Source organism: Bradyrhizobium sp. Leo78 (assembly GCF_059512425.1).
Genome location: NZ_JCAMOT010000198.1, coordinates 1 through 483, shown reverse-complemented (window position 1 = coordinate 483; position 483 = coordinate 1). Strand labels below are relative to the sequence as shown.

General features: G+C 63.1%; 1 protein-coding gene. It reads left to right on the top strand.

Annotated elements, in window-relative coordinates:
* The coding region (locus tag AC5ZG1_RS44265) for an IS256 family transposase (protein ID WP_496136550.1) at positions 1–483 on the top strand (483 nt) is incomplete at both ends.

Genomic DNA, 483 nt, shown 5'->3' with positions numbered 1-483 from the left:
TCGGCCTCGGCGATCAGCGCCATCAACAAACGGCTGGATGCGTCGCTGAAGGCGTTTTGCGAGCGCAAGCTCAAGGAACCATTCCCCTATCTGATCCTGGATGCGCGCTATGAGCGGGTGCGCGAGGACGGCATCATTGCGAGCCAGGCGGTGCTGATCGCGATCGGCGTCGACTGGGAAGGCCGGCGTCAGGTGCTCGCGGTCGAGCTTGCCAACCGGGAGAGCCGGTCGAGCTGGAAGGAGTTTTTGGAAGCGTTGAAGGCGCGCGGCCTGCATGGCGTTGAGTTTGTCGTCTCCGACGATCATCCCGGCTTGAAGAAGGCGATCGCCGAAGTCCTCGCCGGCGTGTTCTGGCAGCGCTGTTATGTGCACTTCCTGCGCAATGCGCTCGATTATGTGCCGCGCAAGGTCGACGACGATTGCCTGCTCGAGCTCCGCTGGATGTACGACCGGCGCGATCTTGGCGAGGTGCGGCGCGATCTG